Genomic DNA, 19,970 nt, shown 5'->3' with positions numbered 1-19,970 from the left:
GGACTCCATTTAAAGAGCCATGTTTGCCTGGTGGGTCGCGATACACTGCTGGTTGCGCCGGTCATGGCGGATGAGCCCGCGTTTTCAGGTTTTTCCCGTTTAGTTGTTCCGGAAAATGAGGGATACGCGGCCAATTGCCTGGTGCTGAACGACGTGGTGCTGATCCCCGCCGGATTTCCCGCTACGGCGGAATTGCTGCAAGACCGGGGATTCCGTATAAAGGAACTCGACGTAGGGGAGTTTCGCCGCGCCGACGGCGGCCTGAGTTGTCTGTCACTGAGGTTCTGAATCTAAAAACCTGTAGAATGTAGAAGGTAGAAAGTAGAAAGTAGAAAAATTCAGAGGCTACCGCCTTTTCTCTACAACCCTCCTTACTCTCCAACTTATTGATTTCCGTGTGTTCGGTGTGTTCCGTGGTTTAAATTCTTTCCCGGTTCATGGGCGACCGGCCGGTCGCCCCTACACCTGTCACCTTCATTCAACTTTTTTTAGACCAGTGGTTTCCATTGCTGCGCCAGGCCGCCGCGCCCGGTTTCGCGGTACTCCGCCTGCAGCGCCCGCCCGGTTTCCATCATGACACGTACCACCTGGTCGAAGCTGATGTGGTGGGTTCCATCTGAGAAGTAGGCGAAAACGGCGCTTTCGCGGGCGGTGTCCGCGGCAAAGGCGTTGCGTTCAATGCAGGGGATCTGCACGTATCCTTCAACGGGGTCACAGGTCAACCCCAGGTAGTGTTCAAAGCCCATCTCCGCGGCATACTCGACCTGGCGGGGGGAACCGCCCAAAAGGTAGGTCATGGCGCCGGCGGCCATGGCACAGGCGGTGCCGATTTCACCCTGGCAGCCCACCTCGGCTCCGGAAATGGAACCGTTGGTTTTGACCAGGTTGCCGATCAGGCCGGCAATGGCCAGGGCACGCAAAATGCGTTCCGTGGGTGTTCGCCGGTTTTCATGGATAAATGTGAGAACCGCGGGAACGACTCCGGAAGCGCCGCAGGTTGGTGCAGTCACCACCCGCCCGCCGCCCGCATTCTCTTCAGCCACGGCCAGGGCATACGCAAATACCGTGCCTTTGCTTTTCAAATCCCCACTGCTGCTCTGCGCGCGCGTGAAATAGGCCGCGGCTTTGCGCGGTAGCTGCAACGGGCCGGGGAGGGACCCTTCATGGCACAGACCCGCCAGTACGGCTTCGATCATATATGTGCGGATATCTTCCAGAAAATCGGGGAAATCGCGGTCTTCGTGCTCCAGGACGTATTCCCAGAGGTGGGCGCCGCGCAGGCGGCACCAATCCAGGATGCCGTCCATGGTGGTGATCGGATAGATATCACTGCTGACAGCCACCGGTCCGTCTTGGTCCTCGAGGTCGCCGCCCCCGATGCTGAAAACGGTCCAGGGGGGAACTTTGAAAGATTTGGGCGCCAAGACTTCAAAGCGCATACCGTTGGGGTGGGTGGGAAGATTTTTATCGGGTTCCCAGATCATTTCCACGGCATGGGGAGCCAATTCCTTTCGGACGGCTTCATCGGTGCCATGGCCTTTGCCTGTTGATGCCAGGCTGCCGAACAGGGTCAAGCGAAACGCTGTGGCATGGGGATTGCGGGCGGAAAATATGCGGGCGGCGCGACCGGGGCCGATGGTGTGGCTGGAGGAAGGTCCGAATCCGACTTTAAAGACCTCACGAATGGAGCGCATGGTTTTGCTGTCAGGACATTTGCAACAGTTTTTCCACCAGCTTGTCGATGCCGTCGGCCACTTCAGAGATGCGTTGGCCCAGCATGTAGGCGGGCGTGGATACGATTCGCAGATCCTCGTCAACTACGACCCCCCGAACCTGGACGGCCACGTGAATGCCACCCATTTTTTCAACCGCCGCGGACGTATCCTTATCCGTGCCGATGGTCAACCTGGGGTGAATATTCCTGCTTTTCGCGACCCGGGCCATGAGTGCCGGCGCGATGCAGATAAAGCCCAAGGCTTTGTGCGCGTCAATGGCCGCGAGGATGAACCGTTCCACCTGTGGGTGGACACTGCATTCAGGGCCATTGACGGCAAAATCGCAAAGGTTTTTGGCGACACCGAATCCACCGGGAAAAACAACCGCATCAAATTCAGTTACATTTGCCTTGGCCAGGTCAAAGATCTCGCCGCGGGCGATGCGTGCGGCTTCAACCAGGACATTGCGTTCTTCTTCCGTGGGCTGACCGGTCCGATGGTTGACCACGTGCATTTGCGGGATATCCGGGGCCAGGAGAGTGACATCCGCGTGGCGGCGGTCTAGGGCCAGGAGGGTAAGCACGGATTCATGAATTTCCGCGCCGTCGAAAACACCGCATCCGGAAAGCACAACCGCAACTTTTTTCATTCTCGCCTCCTTTTAAAAAAACCATGTTGACGATATCATTGAATGTATCATATAGATGGCGGCAATGCCAAATGTCGACAGAAAGGAAGTGAATGAACCGGCAGTGGATGAAGAAAAAACGCGGGAAAGTTGGAAACGTTGATGCGGAGCAGGTGGACCGTCCCGTTACGGGACGGTCCACCGCTATCAAGCAGGGATACGCGGTACGGTCTAGAAAATGTACCGGAAGCCCAACAAGAAGAAGTGATAGTCTTTTAATTCCAGGCTGTCGTGCAGGGGCATCTGGAATTCAAGGAAAATCGACCCGCGGGCGTTGAACTTGCGGATCACTTCGATACCGGTCTGGAGTACGAGGTTTAAGCCCGAAGTCCAATCCGGCTTTTCGTCGAATTCGAAATCCTTGATGGTGCTGGTATAGGCCAGGCCGCCGCCAAGGAAGAACTTGTTGATCTTGGCGTTGAGCACTACGTCACCCATAAAGAAAGATTTGAACGGCTCACTCGTCAGGCTAATGCCGGGTCCGGCGCTGACGACGAGGTCCAGGGCGTCCGGAATCAGCATGTACAGGAAGCCAAAGCGGGCGAAAAGGTAGCCGCTGTAAGTGCCGCGAGCCAGGCCCGGGCCGGCTTCCAGCATGGCGTAGAAACGCTTTTCGACTTCCACCATGGATTCGCAGTTGTCCGCGAAATCGCCCATGTCATCCGTGACTTTGGCCGTGACATTGAAGCGGCCGGATTTTTTGAATACTTTTTCCACGCTGAAGGGCTTTCCGGGAGCCGGAACCGTTTCCAGTACTTCGCCGTCTTTGTTCTTGATCATGAACTCAGCGGCGGTTACTTCACCGTCAGGGTCACTGGAGCCGGACGCATCCAGCACAAACGGACGACCGATGTATCCGCGCTGGGGATCGACTTTCAGGTCACAGACCGGAGGGAAGTTGACGTGAACATCGGCGGAGCAGACCGCGCCTTCTTCACCGTTGGCATTTACGGTAACGCCTTGCACGGTGTAATCGCCGGATTTATCCAGTTGCACGGTCCAGGTCGGCTTGTCGGCGGTCAGTTCACCTTCGGCGGCCACACTGCCGTCCGGGGCCACTACGCGGGCTTTCAATGTGTCCACGCATTTGGATTCGCTCATGTCCACGGTAAAGGGGTCGCCGAGTTTCACCTTGGCCGGAGATACTTTGAGATTGCAGATTGCGCGGGAGGCCTTGGTGCCCACCAATGTGATATTGGCGCACTTGGCGGGGATAATGAAGTCGTAATCCCGGCAATTGGTGAGCATGGTGAAACGGTAGACCTTTTCATCCTTGCGAACTTTCCAGTTCAGGTCTTTGGCCACCTTGATGTTGCCGTCGGAAGAACGGAACATCATCCATTCAATGTGAACCGGAGCTTCTCCGCTCTTGGGGTCAAAAGCGGGGAATGACTCGCTCTTGAGTTCACTGACGGCGATTTGCTGCATGAAGGGTTCGTAAAGGTCATCGAACCCGCCGTAAGTGAAACCGGTCTTGATCTCTTCCGCGTGGTGTTGAATGAATTCACGCAGGGCCTCTTCGCTGTCCACACTGTGTGCGATCATGGGACGGTGTCCCAGGCGATACAGGTTTTTTGTGGCGGCGAATGAAGTCACAGAGAACAGGATCAGAATGCCGATTATCAGTAAAACTGATCTGTGGCGTCGCATATCACTCCTCCTCATTTTAATTTGTGATTACGCATATATTGCGTTCCATCCCGGCATCGTAAAATCCCCGGGCATGGACGATTCAATTTCCCCGCCACCCGGTGATCTCGATACACACCCGTATTGTAGGCATTCAGAATTCGGTTTTCAAGTACAGAAAAGATTTTTTTTGGAATTAAATCAATGAAAGGCTTTTCCTGACGCTCGCCCGGAGCTGTTTTTCTCCCTTTTAACCAAAACTTAACATTGATTTCATACCCTGTTAACCGCCATCGATGACAATACCTGCGGGTGCGGGAGACCCGAACTGCCGGGTCAAATCTGAATCATCCCGACACCCGACAGGAGGAGTTTCATGAAAGCCATTATCGGAATGATAATTTCCCTCGTACTGGTCCTGAATGCCGCCCCGACTTTCGCGCAAGACAAGATTGTCGTCGACGGTTCCACAACCGTGGGCCCGATCGCCAAGGCTTTCGCGGAGTACTACATGGGCATGAACAAGGACGTAAACATCACGGTAAGTGAGTCCGGCTCCGGAAACGGTGCCAAGAGTTTGATCAACAGCGCCTGTCAAGTGGCAGCCATGTCCCGCTTCATGAAAGACAATGAGTTTGCCGCCGCGGTGGAAAAAGGCGTCAATCCCGTATTCCACGTGGTTGCCCTGGACGGAATCGCCATGGTGGTTCACCCGGCCAACCCGGTCACCAAAATTTCCAAGGAACAGGTCAAAGACATTTACCTGGGCAAAATCAAGAGCTGGAAGGCGCTGGGCGGACCGGATAGGCCGATTACCTTTATCACGCGTGATACCAACAGCGGTACTTTCGAAACATTTGAAAATCTGGTGATGAACAAGGAAAAGATCGCCGGTAACGCCGAAGTTCTGGGCAGCAACGGCGCGATCCGCAGCCGAGTTCAGGATACCTCAACGGCAATCGGTTACGTGGGATTGGGCTTTGTAGACAACACGGTCAAGGCTTTGAAGGTGGACGGTGTTATGCCGACCCTGCGCACAATCGCTCTGGGCACGTATCCCATTGCCCGCCCCTTGTACATGGCCACCAAAGGCTATCCCAAAATGGGAAGCACGCTCTACCAGTTCATGACATTGCACCTGACCAAGAAGGGCCAGGAAATCGTCAAGCGCATCGGTTTTGTGCCGGTTACGGAATATTAAAAATTGAATGGAAGCACGTGTACATTGTGCCGGCGTTTTGCGGCCGACTGAACGGCTGGAAAAAATTTGAAACACAGCGCTAAAATGGACCCGCTCCGGCACAATTCAAAGAGCATCGTGATCAGCAAGGGGACCAGCCGCCTGCGGCGGCTGGTCTCCTTTTCAATCGACAGCTCCCTCTTTCTGGTTACCTCCCTCTCCACGCTGGCCGTTCTTTTTATCATGCTGTTTATCGCCAAGGACGCATTTCCCTTTTTCCAGTTGCGCGGAATCAAGGAATTTTTCCTCAGCATCCGCTGGTACCCGTCGGGAAGTCCGCCCGAATTCGGCGTCCTGGCGATTATTTTCGGCAGCGCAATCGTGACTTTCTTTTCCGCGGCCATCGCCGTACCCATGGCGGTTTTCTCCGCAATCAGCCTCAGTGATATTCTGCCGTTCTCCGTGCGCCAGGTCGTCAAACCCATCATTGAAATTATCGCCGCTATTCCATCGGTGGCGTATGGATTTTTTGCCCTGGTAATCTTTGCCCCGCTGTTGCAGCGCAGCGGGGGGCACCTGCTGGGAGTGGGGGTCTGGCTGGCCGGCATCCCCCTGGCGTTAATCGCAATGTTCGTGCTGGGGGGCATCATCCCGGAGCGTCTTTTCGGCAGCCAGTCACTTGGGGGTCGTCTGGGGGTCATGCTGCTGGTGGGGGGCGCTTTCGGGGTCCTGTTGTACCGGGCCTGGCAGATCATCTCCGCCATTCAGATTCAGAGCGGAACCAACGCCCTGAACGTCTCCATTATTCTGGGTATCATGGCACTGCCCACCATCGCCTCTGTGGCCGAAGACTCCCTGCAGGCGGTTGGCCGCGAATTGCGCGAAGGCAGTTACGCCCTGGGCGCTACGCGCGCGGAGACCCTGGTGAAAGTGGTAATCCCCGCGGCACGGTCCGGTATCATCGCCGCTATTATCCTGGGCGTGATGCGTGCCATCGGTGAAACCATGGTGGTGTGGATGGCATCCGGCAATTCCGCCCATATCCCTACGCCCTGGTACAATGTCTTGCAACCCATCCGCACGTTGACGGCCACCATTGCCGGCGATATGGGAGAAGCGGATCATGTGACCGGTTCCGCCCGCTATCACGTCCTGTTCGCCATGGCTTTCTTTTTGTTGATTATTTCCTTTGTGTCCAACCTGATCAGCGAGATCCTGGTGGCCCGCAGCAAAAAAAAGTGGGGAATCTAGACCGTGAAACTTCAGACGCGCAAAGTCCTCGATAAATCTTTTACGGGAATGGGCTTCATGTCAATCTTGTTGCTCAGCGCCGCCCTGGCCATGGTCCTGGCCCCGATTTTTTCACGAGGCATCGGCGCCTTTGTGTTTCGCGCCACTTCGGAATTCCGGCGCCTCGACCACTCGCTTTACGGGTGGAGGAGTGCGGAAGTCGTTGAGGCGGAAACCCGGCTCGTGCAGGCGGCCCGTGAACCCGTATACCGCATGCTGGCCGATTTTGAGGCGCAACTGGAGGCGGGTCGGATCGATAATGCAAATGACCTCTATGCCGAACTGGATACGGTTCGTGGTCTGGTCTCGCGTTTGCTGGGCCCCCGGCCGGGTGAAACCGTGCCGGTGCTCATGCGCGACCGTTTCGGCAAAACCCGTTGGGACAAGGCCAAAGAGACTTTGCACCGGATCCTGTACAAAGAGGGCTGGGATTACTCTGATCCCACAAAAATGGGAGTGAAAGTCGAAACCCCCCGCAGCCAAATCTTTGCGGGAACCTCTCTGGAACCGATGTTTGCCTACCTGGAGGTTAACGCGGAACGCATGCTGCGTCCGCGCCTGACTTTTTACTGGAGGTTCCTGTTTGATAAATCCCATGACGCCCATTTCTTTGGGGGAATCTGGCCGGAAATGCTGGGAACACTGTACCTGGTGTTTGGAACCATGCTGTTAGCCATTCCCATGGGGGTGATCGCCGCCGTGTACCTGGCTGAGTTCGCCCACCAAGGAAAAATGGTCAGCCTGTTGCGCACTTTTATCGCCACGCTGGCCGGGGTGCCGAGCATTGTGTTCGGACTGTTCGGTCTGGCGTTTTTTATCAACACCCTGAAGATATCCAACAGCAAGAGCGTGCTGGCCGGATCGCTGACCCTGGCCCTGCTGGTGCTGCCCACCATAATCCGTGCAGCCGAGGAGGCCATCAAGGCGGTTCCCCGCGCGTACAAGGAAGCGTCCTTAAGCCTGGGTGCCAGCCGCATCCATACCGTTGTTCGAGTCATACTTCCCGCCGCCCTGCCGGGTATTCTAACGGGTATCGTGATCAGCATGGGGCGCGCCGCCGGGGAAACAGCACCGATTATATTTACCGCGGCTGTAAGCGTGGGGAAACCTTTGCGCCTGTTGGAGACATTGAATCAGCCGACACCGGCGTTGCCTTGGAACATCTACAACCTGGCCACGGAACACGAGGCCGTTGACGAGATCCGCCACGTGCAGTTCGGCATGGTGTTTACCCTCGTCATGCTGGTGTTGCTGCTCAACCTGGCGGCCATCATCTTGAGGGCCCGGGTTTCCAAGAAGTTGAGAGGTTGAACATGAACCTGGAAAAGCGCCTTATTCTATCCGATAAGCAGTTAAACAAGAAGAACCTGTCCATAGAGAACGAAGACCCACACGTGTGCTCAGAAAAATTTTCCATTTTTTACGGTGCCAACCAGGCCATTAAAAGTGTGGACATCGCCATTCCCAAGCACAGGGTGACGGCCATTATCGGTCCTTCGGGATGCGGAAAGAGCACCTTTCTTCGCGCCGTCAACCGCATGAACGATTTGATCCCCGGCTGCTGCGCGCAGGGTAGATTGTTTTACAACAACGAGGAGATTTACAGCCAATATGCGGATCCGGTGTTGCTGCGCAAACAGATCGGCATGGTGTTTCAAAAACCCAATCCCTTCCCCAAGAGCATTTTTGAAAACATCGCTTATGGACCCCGTTTGCACGGATTGCACCGCAAAGGCCAACTCCCTTCTCTGGTGGAGGACAGTTTGAAACGGGCCGGGCTCTGGGATGAAGTCAAGGACCGCATGAGCGACAACGCCCTGGGCCTGTCCGGCGGCCAGCAGCAGCGCCTGTGTATCGCCCGGGCCCTGGCGGTGCAGCCGGAAATCCTGCTCATGGACGAGCCCACATCCGCCCTGGATCCCCGGGCCACGGCTCATATTGAAGACCTGATCGGGGAATTGCGGGGCCGGTACACGATCATTATCGTTACCCATAACATGCAGCAGGCGGCGCGGGTTTCGGATTACACCGCTTTCTTTTACGAGGGCGTGCTGGTGGAATTCGCGCCCACATCGGAGTTGTTTACCAATCCCCGGGAAAAAAGGACCGAAGAGTATATCACCGGGCGTTTCGGCTGATTGGGTGTGGACAGGAGGATATCATGAGCAAGCATTTAAACCGGGCCATCGAGAATCTGATGCGGCGCCTGATCGCTTTAAGCGCACAGGTGGAAGAGAGTGTACGCATGGCGATCGAGTCGGTAAAACAGAGCGATTCCGTCCTGGCCGGCCGGGTAATCCGTATGGATGATACCATAGATCAGGAAGAAATCGACCTCGAAGAGGAATGCCTGAAGATTCTTGCACTGCACCAGCCGGTTGCCGGTGACCTGCGCACCATCGTGGCCGTCCTGAAGATCAACAACGACCTGGAACGCATCGGCGATCTCAGCGTGGATATTGCCAAGCACGCCATCAAGATCGCCCAGGGAGACCTGGTGTCGCACTCTTTTGATTTTTCCGAAATCTTTTCCCGGGTGAGGGGGATGCTCAAGAGCAGCCTGGATTCCCTGGTGCGCACCGATGCCGCTGTTGCCAACAAGGTCCTGGAAGAGGACGACCGCGTGGATGAGTTGAATCGCCGGATCTGCCGGGAGGTATTGTCCGCAATGAGAGAGGAACCGGAAAAAGCGGAGACCCTGATCCAGTACATGCATGTGTCCAAGCGGTTGGAACGCATCGGAGATCACGCCACCAACATGGCGGAGGACCTGATTTACCTGGTGACGGGTGAAATCATCCGTCACGGGACGGGATTGGAACCGGATACTGAGTAAACCCCGGCGTGTCAGTTGGTTCCGCAACCGTCCGCGGCAGGCAAATTTTTCGAAATTTCAGGCATTCTGATGGGCGGAAGGGAGTTCAAGGCCATATCCCTTTCTGCGGTCTTCCCGCTTCAGCAGGTAGGCGAACACCATGCCGAGTACGCCGAAACCGGCAAACACCAGCATGGGCAGGGTGTAATTGTATACTACGGCCACGGTTCCATCCGGAAGAGTGGTGCGGGCAACGACGCAGAAACGGTCCAGGATCCAGCCGATTAAATAGGGAACTCCCATCAATCCCCAGTTCTGGATAAAAAAGATCAGGGAGAAAGCCGTGCCAAGCTGCTTTTGGGGAATCAGTTTGGGAACGGAAGGCCACATGGCCGAGGGAACGAGGGAAAAGGCGACTCCCAGAATGAGCATCAGAAACAGGGCGAATATCCAGTTGTTGAGTAACGGCAAGGCAAAGAGCAGGTGGACGACGATCAGCATGGCGGAACCAAGGAACATAATGGAAGCGGCTTTGCCTTTGCGGTCCACCATGCGTCCGAACAGGGGCGTCATAAAGATATTGCCGAAAGGGAGCAGCCCCGGAATCAGACCGGCCAGCGTGGCTTTTACGAAGTATTTCTGCACCATCAGGTCGTTGGCGAATTTCAGGAATGGAAAGACGGCGGAGTAGAAAAGCAGGCAGAGCGCGGCGATGTACCAGAAAGCCCGGTTGGTGAGAATACTGCCGATGTCTCTGAGGCGGAATGACTCTTCGTCCTGATTCCGGGTTCCGTCAGGATTCAATTCGGAAGCATCCAGCTTTCTGTCCATGAAGCCGTACACGATAAACGCGATCAGGCCGATGCAGAGCAGGATCAAGCCCAGGAGCAATGGCGCCGAAGGCGTCCCGAAAGCGGCCGCGATGGGAGCGCTGATGACCAGCGCCAAAGCGGTGCCCATTCGCGCGGTGGCCAGTTGGAGTCCCATGGCCAGCGCCAATTCCTTGCCCTTGAACCAGCGGACAATGGTTTTAGAGACGGTGATTCCCGCCACCTCGACGCCTACGCCGAAAATGGCGAAACCCACGGCGGCAAAAATGATCTGAGGTTTCCAGCCCAGCAGGGTGGCCCCTTCGGGAAAGGTGGTGTTGATGGCCCAGTATTTCAAACCGGCACCGACAACCATCACGGCGGCGGCGGTGATGCCGGTGAAACGGACTCCCATCTTGTCGAGAATGATACCGCCGATGATGAGCATCAGCAAAAACACGTTAAACCAGCCATAGGCACTGGTAAAGAATCCGTATTCGCTGCTGGTCCAATGCAGCTGGCTCTCCAGCATGGGTTTCAGGGGTGCCATGACATCAGCCAGGTAATAGCCGCACAGCATGGTCAGCGACACGGTGGCAAGCGCCGTCCATCGGGCCGTGGCGGAATCCCTGAGTGATTGCTTGATTTTTTCAGTCATCCTGGCCTCTCAATCGGGGTTGTCTTTTGCTCTGGTCATGCGCCCGCCCATGGTTCAACGGCGCGGGCGGAAGAGGAGTGTAGCAGATGCCGGAGGGGAATGCAATGAAGGCGCGAACCGGGGACAGTGTAAAGTCGAAAGTCGAAAGTCGAAAATCTAAAGAAGGTGACAGGTGGCAGGAGAACAACACGAGTGAAAAGTGAAAAGTGAAAAGTGAAAAAGTAAAAGCTATTTTTACTTTTTCTACTTCTTGCCTCTTCAACTTTTCAACTCTTCAACTCTAATCAAAAGAATAGTATTGCGGCTCCTGACAAGGCAACCACCGTGCCGGCCACGGCCGACCAGGATATCTGTTCCCGGAAAAGATAGCGCGAGATGGGCAGTAGCAGCACCGGCGAAAGCGACATCAGGGTGGAGGCCACGCCGATATGCGCATTGCGGATGGCCACCAGCGAGAGGATGACCCCCAGTACCGGGCCCACCATGGCGCCGCTGGTGATATCGGCCAGGGCGCGGCGATCGCGCATTTTGCCTATATCCGTTCCCAGGCGTCCCCGTAACAGAAAAACAGGCGTCAATACCGCCACGGCGGCAATGACGCGCACCTGGTTGGCCGCGATGGGTGAAGCCCCGGCCATCATGCCCAGTTTCGAGAGCAGCAGGCCTCCGGCCTGGCCCAAAGCGCCCCCCATCCCCAGGAGAATGCCCAGGCGGAAGCGGCGGCGCGGTGCCACGTCGCTGGAGCGCGTGGAAGCGATCACCATGGCGATGCCGCTGACCGCGATCAAAATGGCGGTAATTTCAATTGCGCGCAGGTGTTCCCCCAGAAAAATCCAGGCCAGAATGGAGCCGAAGATCGGGACCAGCAGCATAAGCAGCATGGACAGGCGGGCGCCGATCAGCACAAAGGCCTCGAAAAGAAAAGCATCTCCGGCCGCGTAGCCCACGATTCCCGACAATGCCAGCCAGGCGGTCGCCTTCCAGCCCAGGTTCGATGCCAGGATGGTTCCGTGGGATATCAAGTGGATGGGGAGAAGAGCGGTCAAGGCGATCCACAAGCGCACGTGGTTGACCGTTACGGACCCCACGCGACGTCCAGCCCGGCTGAACGCGATGGAGTTATATGTCCAGCAAACGGCGGTCAGCAAAGCGGCCAGTTCACCAATCGGGTTGCTTATCATAATAGGGTGACCGAGGGCGGAATGCAGGCGGTCATGGCAACGGCGGTGCTATTTGCGAATGTGGATGTTGACACGGATGCTGTGATGGATCATGTCGATGTGCACGATCTCAATGCGCAGGTTTTCGTTTTGTTCGATCAGGTTCAGTTTGAGGGTGATCTCCTGGAGTTGCGGTACGGTCAGGAAACCGGGATAGTTCAATTCAGCGCGGATTTCAGCGAAATCGCCACGGTCGAAGTTGTCGATGCGGTGCACGGGCAGGCCGTTACGATCAAACGCCGTGTAAATAACATCCGGATCCAGTGTGCTTTTCATGCCCTTGTGACGCCACTATAGCGCAGGCGGAAACGGAAATCAAGCCGGATGTGCCGTTTGACAGTTTCCCGGGCTCTGGAGTACAATTTTTCAACATGAGGGTGTTGCTCAAATTGCCCTCAATGACCGAGGAGGAAGCATGAAAATCCGAGGAATGACGACTCTATTGTTTTGCCTGGCGCTGGCGCTGCCCGCCGTCGCCGCGGATAGCCATCCGTTTACGGTGCATGATTTACTGGCCATGGACCGGATTTCCGGCAATCAGGTTTCTCCGGACGGCGGCTGGGTGGTTTTTGTTTTGCGCCGCACCGACCTGGACGCCAACCGCGGCCGTACCGACTTGTGGTTGATGCAGAGCGACGGACGGAACTTGAAACGCCTGACCACCCATCCCGCGGCGGACTATTCTCCCCTGTGGGCGCCGGACAGCCGCTCAATCTGGTTTCTATCCACGCGTTCCGGTTCCAGCCAGGTGTGGCGGATCAGCCGGGATGGCGGTGAAGCCGTCCAGGTGACATGCCAACCCCTGGATGTGGGCAATCTGATACTTTCCCGTGATGGTGAAAAGATCGCTTTTACCATGAACGTGTTCCCGGGCGCCAGCGTGGAAGAAACGGTGGCGCGCCTGGACGCGAAAAAAGCCAGCAAGATCAGCGGCCGGCTTTTCACGCGTCTTTTTATCCGTCATTGGGATACGTGGATGGACGGACGGCGTTCCCACTTGTTCGTCATGCCGGCAAAGGGCGGTCCCGTTGTGGATGTGATGCGGGAAATGGATGCAGATACCCCCACCCAGCCCTTTGGCGGAGCGGAAGAGATCGCATTTTCGCCGTGCGGCAAGCAAGTTCTGTTCACTGCTTCCGCCGCCGGGCGAAAGGAAGCTTGGTCCACCAATTTTGATATCTTTGTCGCGCCGGTGGATGCATCCCAGCCGCCCCGCAATTTAACGGCAGCCAACAAAGCCTGGGACACCACGCCGGTGTTTTCTCCCGACGGCAAAACCCTGGCCTGGCTGGCCATGGAGCGGCCGGGATTTGAAGCGGACCGTTTCCGCGTCATGTTGCGGGCATGGCCCCAGGGGGAACCACGAACCCTGACCGCGGAGTGGGATCGCTCACCGGGCGGTATTGCCTGGGATCCCGACGGTCGGAAATTGTGGGCCACGGCGGCCAATTTCGGCCAGAATTCGCTGTTCACCATTGACGCACGTTCCGGGAAAGTCAACACCGTGGTCAAGCAAGGCAGCGTTCGATCCTTTGGTTTTGCCGACCGCCGGGTGATTTTCGGCATGGACCGCCTGGATTCGCCGGTCGAATTGTACGCGGTGTATCGCAACGGCGGCACGCCGATGCCCCTGACCCGCGTCAATGCGGCGCAGGTGGCGGCCGCGCGCATGGGTGAGTACGAACAATTCAGTTTTCCCGGCTGGAACAGCGAAACGGTATACGGGTACGTGGTCAAACCCGTAGATTTTAATCCCGGCAAAAAGTACCCGGTGGCCTTTTTAATCCACGGCGGTCCCCAGGGATCTTTCGGCAACGATTTTCACTACCGCTGGAATCCCCAGGTATATGCCGGGGCCGGATATGGAGCCGTAATGGTGGATTTTCACGGCTCCGTGGGCTACGGCCAGGATTTCACCGATTCAATCAGTGGTGATTGGGGAGGCAAGCCGCTGGAAGACTTGCGCAAAGGCCTGGCGTATGCCCTGCAGGCTTATCCATGGCTGGACGGTGAACGGGTGGGTGCCTTGGGTGCTTCTTACGGCGGCTACATGATCAACTGGATCGCCGGCAACTGGTCCGATCGCTTTCGGTGCTTGGTTAACCATGACGGCAACCTGGACGAACGCCTGGCGTATTATGACACGGAAGAACTGTGGTTCCCCGAATGGGAGCACGGCGGCGTACCCTGGGAGAATCCCGACGGTTATGAGAAGCACAACCCCGTCAACTTCGTAAAGAACTGGAAAACCCCCATGCTGGTCATCCATGGGGCTCTGGATTTCCGGGTAGTGGAAACCCAGGGATTTTCGACATTCACAGCCCTGCAACGCAAAGGCATCCCCAGCCAGTTGCTTTACTTTCCGGATGAAAACCACTGGGTGCTCCAGCCCCACAACAGCATACTCTGGCACGAAACGGTGTTGGGCTGGATGGACCGCTGGCTGAAAAACTGATTCAAAGCGGATGACGGGCCGTTTGATCTGTCTCTGGTGCGGGGTGAGGGGTTTTCCCTCACCGCGCCTCGCTGGTGCTGCGACTGCGGCGGCCCGTTGGACATTGAATTCACCCCCTCCATTCCCGGGAGCGGTTTCCCCCGCGCACCTCAATCACTGTGGCGTTATCGCGCCGCCCTGCCCCTGGACCCAGCCGTCACCCCGGTTACCCTGGGGGAAGGCATGACGCCCATGGAAGAGTGGAAGTCTCCGGCCGGGAGGCGTGTCTGGGTCAAGATGGACCATGTTCAGCCCACCGGTTCGTTTAAAGACCGTGGCGCGGCGGTGATGATCAGTCGGTTGCGCGCCCTGGAAATCCCGGCTGTGGTGGAAGATTCCTCGGGAAATGCCGGCGCCGCGGTGGCGGCCTATTGCGCCCGGGGCGGGTTGGCGTGTACTGTATATGTTCCCGCCTCCGCTCCAGCGGCAAAGATCGCTCAGATCAGGGCATACGGGGCCCGAGTGAAGGACATCGACGGGCCCAGGGAGGCCGCTGCAGCGGCCGTGAAAAAAGCGGCGCGAACCACCTACTACGCCGGGCATTGTGTGGATCCCTTTTTCATTCAGGGAACCAAGACCGTGGCCTACGAAGTGGCTGAGCAGCTGGGTTGGCGCTCGCCGCGAATCGTGGTTGCCCCCTTGGGCAATGGGACCCTGGTGTTGGGGCTCATCCGCGGATTTAGTGAACTTGTTTCTGTCGGGTTGATAACGGAAATGCCGCGGATCGTGGCTTTCCAGTCACGGGCATGCAATCCCCTGGTTCGGGCTTTTGTTTCACATGATACGGATTTGTTTGTGCCGGGAACCACCCTTGCCGACGGTATTGCTGTTGCCCGCCCCGTATTGGGCGATCGTATCCTGACGGAAATCAGGCGGGCCAAGGGAGAGATCCGGGATGTTTCAGAGGCGGCGATCCAAGCGGCCTGGAAGCAATGGGCAGTTAAGGGATTGAGCGTGGAGCCGACCGCGGCAGTGGCGCTGGCGGGAATCGATCAACTGAAAGTGGATAATGATGCCGTAGTGGTGGCTACGGGACACGGCTTGAAACGGCCGCACTGATTGCTTTATTCATCCAGCACTGTGGAGGTTCGTTCCCGCTGGCGGGAGCGGATCCTGATGTTATCGGATTCCAAATCCATTTCCAGGGTTTCCCCTTCGGCTTTGCCGCCCCCTTTCTTTTCCAGGGTGGCGTTTCCAGAGAAACGCATGTTGCGCTTGGGAAAATCCCAATGGACCCGGTCCGCGCCGCCCATGATGTCGTTTTTTTCAAACCGAACCGACCCATCAGCGGCAATGGTCTGAAGTCCATCTTTTTCCGAGAAAGAAAGGATCAGAGATTCCGCGTTCAGCCGGGTCGCGCCCGACTGCATGCCGCCCTTGCCTTTGATCAACAGGGTTTGCTTGTCTGGATCAATGGTTATTTTTTCGCCCCAGGCCTCCAGGTCGTCTTTTTGTGATTGGAAAACCAGGCGGACGTTTTTCTCTGCCGACAAATACTTTTTGGCATTCAAAGTCAGGGATTCGGCGGTTAATCGCGTCTTTTCCTGCAAGAGTTGCACGGCGCCGGTAAAACGGGTCACTGCGTTTTCATCCAGGATCAACAGGTCCTGTGAACGGATGAAAAACGGCTGCTCGGAAAAAGGGGGTTGCGCACGTTGCGGATGAAGGGTGGCGCGTACGCTTTTTTCCCCCCGCAGCCACTTTTTCTCTGTGTGGATAGAGAAGACGGGAGCGAAAAACACGTTGTTTTCGCGAATGACGCGGCTGTCTTCCCCTTTCATGCGAATCAGGTCGTGGGACGCGTCGAATTCAATGGTATCACTGCGGCAGGAAAATTCGTGGCTGCGCAGATCCCCGTTTCCTTTACCCAACCATTGGGTGAGTTCTCCGCTCTTAAAGATAAATTCCATCCGGCTTGCGGAGGCGGAAAATTCCGTGCCGCCGGTGTGGGTGACATCTGCCGGAATGGGAATCCGCACATGCTCGAGAAAAACTCCCCCGGGGGTGAAGCGGGCTTCAATGAGTTCAGAGCGGATGCGAATGTGGCGGTCCCGGCGCCGCAGGTGAATCGTAACTTTGCGCACCAGGCTCAAGCTGCGCATGTCTCCGTTTTCATCATGCTCGCCCGTAAGGATTTCACAACGAATGTTGCGCATGCTTTCAGCATCACCATCGCTTTGGGCGGCATTATCGGTTTCGCTGTGGAAAAGCGCTTTGCCCTGGCACCGGGTTTGCTGAACGAGTTCAATGTCACCGTCAAATGAAAGCGAAATCCAGTCTCCGCTTAAAAGTGAATCCGGGCCTTGAATCCGGGCGTTTTTCTCCAAAATCAGTTTGCGGTCCTTTTTGGAAAACCACAGGGTGTCGGCTTGAAAACGATACGCTTTTCCCTGCCGGTTGTGAAACCCCCGCGCGCTGAAGAGCTTGATCATGTCGTGATTCAAATAGTAAGTCATGCCTTTGGCCGCGGTTCCCTCGAGGTTTCGAAGGGCAAAAGTTACGGGAAAAGTGGATTTCAGGAGGGCGCGGTCTTTGAGAAAGAACTCTTCCGCTTGCAGAGTGAAACGTTGTGAAGAGATTTTGGCGTTTTTTCGCACCAGAAGATTGTGGTAGTTGTTTTCCACGTAACCCTCGTCACCCTTCACGTGGATATCGTCGGTGATCTCTTTTCTTTTCAACACCCGGATGTCTAGTTGCGTCATGTAAACACGGTCTTTCTCGCCGTGGCGGGAACTCGCGCTTTTCAACTCGATAATGGGCTGGTTGTCGCTGTTGAAAATGGTTTGCTCCATGCCCATACCGTCGGCCGAAAAATCAGTGGGGAAGTGTTCGGGACCGCGATTGCGCATACTGCGAACCACCAGTACGACGGTGGCCAGCAGCGCCAGGAACAAAACGGCCTGAATCAATCTTCTTGTCCGGTTCATGGTTGATCTTTGTCTATACCGCCCTCCTGGGTGGAGTCTCGGTAGGCGCGCTTTTCATAAAAAGGTCGGAGGGTTTCCAGCAACAGGCGATTGAATTCTCGGGCGCCGGAACGGGACACGTGACAATTGGTTCGTCCCCAGCCGCCGTTGATAAAGAACTCCTCGTTGTTTATGGGAAACACATCGGGGGTATCGAGCACCAGGATGTGGACGTTTTTGAAATTGCGTTGCAGGCGGCGCAGGTCTCGCAGCATTTGCCCGCGTTGGAAATTGGTGCGGAAAGTGCCCAGGTGGTTGGGGATGAGCACCAGAAACGTAGTTACACCGTCGCGATCCAATTCGCTCAGCAACAAGCGCAGGTAATCCCCCTCTTTTCCCGGGAAGCGCGGGTATTTCTGGCGCCAGAAATGCCTGGGTTTGCGGGTAACGACAACACCGGGTTTGTGAAGAGAACCGACGTACTTCTGCAAAGTCACAAAATCCATTACTTCGTGATGATTTCCGGGGGAGAGACGTTTGTTCCATTGTTGAATGACGGCTTCAAAGAACTCTTCGATTTGTTGCTTGTTTGTCAACAACAGGGACAGAGAGGAAAAGGGAATGAATGTCTCGTGCAGCTTGTCCAGGCGGGCCAGCCAGCGTTTGTTGGAACGGCTGTTATAAATAAAGTAGTCCATGCCGTAGATGACAAACTCGGGAACACCTGCGTGTGTTTTGAAAAACTGGTAGAAATGGTAATTGTACCTGGGGTTTTTACCGAACTGGGCTTCCTTGTACGCGTTCTCACTCAGGATGGTGCGGAAATAGAGGGGGTGTATGGCCTCATACGTTCGCGAGGTGCCCAGAATCAGTGTACTGAAATTTTTGCCTTCAGCGAAATCCACAAACCGTGATTTGAAGTTTTCCGCTCCATAAAAAGCGGATTCCAGGCGGGTAATCAGGAAGTAGGCGGATCGATCAAAAACAAACAGCGCCGACAGGAAAGCTACAAAGACGGCAAGGCGCTTTAAAAATTTAGAATTGGAAGTAGATAAATTCATTGCTTTTGTCAACGGCCAGGATCAGGATCAGGCAGATCCAGGCGGCGATGAGAACGGCGCGTAACAATGCGGGCATGGTGACGATCCAATTGAAGCGCTTGCGGTGGTGGATCAGGATCTCCATCAGCATGAACAGGGCCAGCAGCAACAGGTTGAACACGACGTGGCCGGCGCCGCTTTCTCCCGGCTTCAGCGAAATGGCTGCCAAATAGTGAAAAGCCGCGCCAAAGGATTCCGCGCGAAAGAAAAGCCAGGCGAAAGTGACCAGGTGAAAGGTGATAATAATCTGCAAGCCGTTGCGCAGCGATTGCAGTTGATTCAGGCCGGCGGCTTTGCGCAGGCGGCGCCTTGGTTTTCGCGTTGCGTATCCCACCACCAGATAAATGCCGTGCAGCGTGCCCCAGGCTACGAAGGTCCAGGCGGCACCGTGCCACAGTCCTCCCAGAAACATGGTGATAAAGATGCCGACACAATACCCCCAGGCCTCGGTTCTGATGCCCAGAAACCGGTCTTTGCGGATTCGGCGCATGGTGGCATAGGCGATGGGAAGGAACAGGTAATCACGCAGCCAGGTCGACAGTGAAATGTGCCAGCGGCTCCAGAAATCAGACAGGCTGCGGCTGAAATAGGGGACGTTGAAATTCAGCATGGAGCGATACCCCAACATGCGTGAAATGCCCACCGCCATGTCGGAGTAACCGGAAAAATCGCAGTAGATCTGGAAAGCGTAAAAATAGAGGCCGAAAACCAGGTTGAGCCCCTGGCCGTCCGTTTGCTTGAACACTTCATTGACGAAAAGGGCCAACCGGTCGGCAATCACCACTTTCTTGAACAAACCCCAGAGTACCTGCTGGAATCCCGTGCTGATTCGTTCCAGATCAAAAGAAGAGCGCGTTTTTAATTCCCGGATAAACGCTTGCGCGCGATCGATCGGACCGGCCAGCAACTGGGGAAAAAACGCCACGTACAACGTGAAATACCCGATGTGACGTTCGGGCTTCATGCGCCGGTGGTAGACTTCCAGCAGGTAGCTGATCAGTTTGAACGAGTAAAAAGAGATGCCCACTACGTAGGCGATTTTCAGGGGGGTAAATGAAATCGGGTCGCTCACCAGCGAAATCAGGGCGAAAATGCTTTTGCCCACGAAATTGGTGTATTTGAACACCAGCAGGACAGAAAGGCCGCAAGCAAGGCCCAATGCCAGCAGCAAGTGCCTGCGGCGGGGGGAGAGCGGGCATTCAAGACTGCGGGCGATCAGGTAGATTGCCAGGGTGGGCAAAAGCAGCAGGGCCAGGTTCCAGGGATTGCGGAAGGCGTAGAAACAGAGGCTGGCGCCCAACAGGAATATCCAGCGAAGACGGTGGGGCAGCAGGAAGTGAACCGTGAAGACCACGGCAAAAAACAAGAGGAAAGCTTGAGAAGTAAAAATCATGGCTCACGGGTGCGAAACAGAAAATGCATTGTAGCCGCGAAGGGGCGAAAAGTCAACGGCCCGGGAAACCGGT

General features: G+C 56.0%; 16 protein-coding genes. 7 read left to right on the top strand and 9 right to left on the bottom strand.

The genetic code is table 11. The features are described 5' to 3' along the window. Positions 1–488: 488 nt before the first annotated feature. The 3 genes from ENN40_07155 to ENN40_07145 form a co-directional block, all read right to left on the bottom strand. The gene (locus ENN40_07155; GenBank protein ID HDP95121.1) at positions 489–1,694 is read right to left on the bottom strand and encodes a serine dehydratase; all 1,206 of its coding nucleotides are present in this window, start codon (positions 1,692–1,694) and stop codon (positions 489–491) included. A gap of 10 nt (positions 1,695–1,704) precedes the next feature. Further along, the gene (gene elbB, locus ENN40_07150; protein HDP95120.1) at positions 1,705–2,364 is read right to left on the bottom strand and encodes an isoprenoid biosynthesis glyoxalase ElbB; all 660 of its coding nucleotides are present in this window, start codon (positions 2,362–2,364) and stop codon (positions 1,705–1,707) included. Positions 2,365–2,574: 210 nt separating this feature from the next. Then, positions 2,575–4,053, bottom strand: a complete 1,479-nt coding sequence (locus tag ENN40_07145; protein ID HDP95119.1) for a hypothetical protein — start codon at positions 4,051–4,053, stop codon at positions 2,575–2,577. A gap of 355 nt (positions 4,054–4,408) precedes the next feature. Here ENN40_07145 and ENN40_07140 point away from each other — a divergent pair, with 355 nt between their 5' ends. From ENN40_07140 to phoU, 5 genes are all read left to right on the top strand, one after another. Continuing rightward, positions 4,409–5,233, top strand: a complete 825-nt coding sequence (locus ENN40_07140) for a phosphate ABC transporter substrate-binding protein (protein ID HDP95118.1) — start codon at positions 4,409–4,411, stop codon at positions 5,231–5,233. A gap of 84 nt (positions 5,234–5,317) precedes the next feature. After that, positions 5,318–6,463, top strand: coding sequence for a phosphate ABC transporter permease subunit PstC (locus ENN40_07135; GenBank protein HDP95117.1), 1,146 nt, complete (start codon positions 5,318–5,320; stop codon positions 6,461–6,463). Positions 6,464–6,466: 3 nt separating this feature from the next. Next, positions 6,467–7,813 carry a phosphate ABC transporter permease PstA gene (gene pstA, locus ENN40_07130; GenBank protein ID HDP95116.1) on the top strand — a complete coding sequence of 449 codons (1,347 nt, stop codon included), beginning with the start codon at positions 6,467–6,469 and terminating at the stop codon, positions 7,811–7,813. A 2-nt stretch (positions 7,814–7,815) separates the two neighbouring features. Continuing rightward, a complete protein-coding gene (locus ENN40_07125; protein HDP95115.1) occupies positions 7,816–8,640 on the top strand; it encodes a phosphate ABC transporter ATP-binding protein in 825 nt (274 codons plus the stop codon). 23 nt (positions 8,641–8,663) lie between these two features. Beyond that, positions 8,664–9,338 (top strand): phosphate signaling complex protein PhoU, encoded by a 675-nt coding sequence (gene phoU, locus ENN40_07120; GenBank protein HDP95114.1) that lies wholly within the window; start codon positions 8,664–8,666, stop codon positions 9,336–9,338. A 57-nt stretch (positions 9,339–9,395) separates the two neighbouring features. Here the strand turns inward: phoU and ENN40_07115 are convergent, their stop codons facing one another. From ENN40_07115 to ENN40_07105, 3 genes are all read right to left on the bottom strand, one after another. Then, entirely contained in the window at positions 9,396–10,784 is a 1,389-nt protein-coding gene (locus ENN40_07115; protein HDP95113.1) for an MFS transporter, read from the bottom strand. Between the two features lie 284 nt (positions 10,785–11,068). Further along, a complete protein-coding gene (locus ENN40_07110; protein HDP95112.1) occupies positions 11,069–11,965 on the bottom strand; it encodes a DMT family transporter in 897 nt (298 codons plus the stop codon). A 48-nt stretch (positions 11,966–12,013) separates the two neighbouring features. Next, positions 12,014–12,280, bottom strand: coding sequence for a hypothetical protein (locus ENN40_07105; GenBank protein HDP95111.1), 267 nt, complete (start codon positions 12,278–12,280; stop codon positions 12,014–12,016). Between the two features lie 139 nt (positions 12,281–12,419). On the opposite strand from ENN40_07105, the gene ENN40_07100 reads away from it, so the two are divergent. Together ENN40_07100 and ENN40_07095 are read left to right on the top strand one after the other, a co-directional pair. Next, the gene (locus ENN40_07100; protein ID HDP95110.1) at positions 12,420–14,459 is read left to right on the top strand and encodes a S9 family peptidase; all 2,040 of its coding nucleotides are present in this window, start codon (positions 12,420–12,422) and stop codon (positions 14,457–14,459) included. Positions 14,460–14,555: 96 nt separating this feature from the next. Beyond that, positions 14,556–15,557: a pyridoxal-phosphate dependent enzyme gene (locus ENN40_07095; GenBank protein HDP95109.1), complete on the top strand. Its 1,002-nt coding sequence runs from the start codon at positions 14,556–14,558 to the stop codon at positions 15,555–15,557. A gap of 5 nt (positions 15,558–15,562) precedes the next feature. Here ENN40_07095 and ENN40_07090 read toward each other — a convergent pair whose 3' ends face one another. The 3 genes from ENN40_07090 to ENN40_07080 are packed head-to-tail and all read right to left on the bottom strand — an operon-like array spanning position 15,563 to position 19,897. After that, positions 15,563–17,425, bottom strand: coding sequence for a hypothetical protein (locus ENN40_07090; GenBank protein HDP95108.1), 1,863 nt, complete (start codon positions 17,423–17,425; stop codon positions 15,563–15,565). Beyond that, positions 17,422–18,465 carry a hypothetical protein gene (locus tag ENN40_07085; protein HDP95107.1) on the bottom strand — a complete coding sequence of 348 codons (1,044 nt, stop codon included), beginning with the start codon at positions 18,463–18,465 and terminating at the stop codon, positions 17,422–17,424. Before ENN40_07085 ends, ENN40_07090 begins: the two co-directional genes overlap by 4 nt. Then, positions 18,440–19,897, bottom strand: coding sequence for an MBOAT family protein (locus ENN40_07080; protein HDP95106.1), 1,458 nt, complete (start codon positions 19,895–19,897; stop codon positions 18,440–18,442). Before ENN40_07080 ends, ENN40_07085 begins: the two co-directional genes overlap by 26 nt. Positions 19,898–19,970: the final 73 nt, after the last annotated feature.

The organism is Candidatus Aminicenantes bacterium (assembly GCA_011049425.1).
GTDB lineage: Bacteria > Acidobacteriota > Aminicenantia > UBA2199 > UBA2199 > UBA876.
Note: the sequence above shows the minus strand (reverse complement) of the source record. Positions and strands in the feature narration are given on the sequence as shown.